We start from the raw sequence: 514 nt of genomic DNA on the forward strand, positions 1-514 counted from the left end.
TAGAGGGTGTACGTTTACCAAAAGTGATTGCGATTGATGAGTATAAAGGCGATACAGATGCAGGTACGTATCAGCTAATAATTGCGAATGCGGAGACGCGCGAACCGATCGATATTTTACCGAATCGTAAAAAAGAAACAATAAAAAATTACTTAAGTCAGTATGGAGCCGATGTTGAAATAGTGGTTATGGATATGAATCCAAGTTTTAAAGCAGCTGTTCATCAAGCGCTAGGTCGACCTGTTATTGTGGCAGACCGCTTTCATTTTAGCCGTTATATTTATTGGGCAATGGATGAAGTGCGCCGACAAGTACAAAAAGAATGGGATAAATACAATCGCACAAAGTGTAAACGTATGCGTCATGTATTTTATAAACGTGCATCTAAATTATCACCGAAACAACAGTGGTACTTACAGCGCTATACAGAAATGTCTGAAACATTGAAAGTAGCTCATGAATTAAAGGAAATCTATTGTGAATGGTTTGATTGGGCAAAGACAAAGAATGATGT

General features: G+C 37.9%; 1 protein-coding gene. It reads left to right on the forward strand.

The window, feature by feature from the left end:
• A partial coding sequence (locus tag AC3WSK_RS26540) for a transposase (protein ID WP_492535164.1) occupies positions 1–514 on the forward strand: 514 nt, incomplete at both ends.

It is taken from the genome of Lysinibacillus sp. EB271-A1-10B (genome assembly GCF_058791335.1).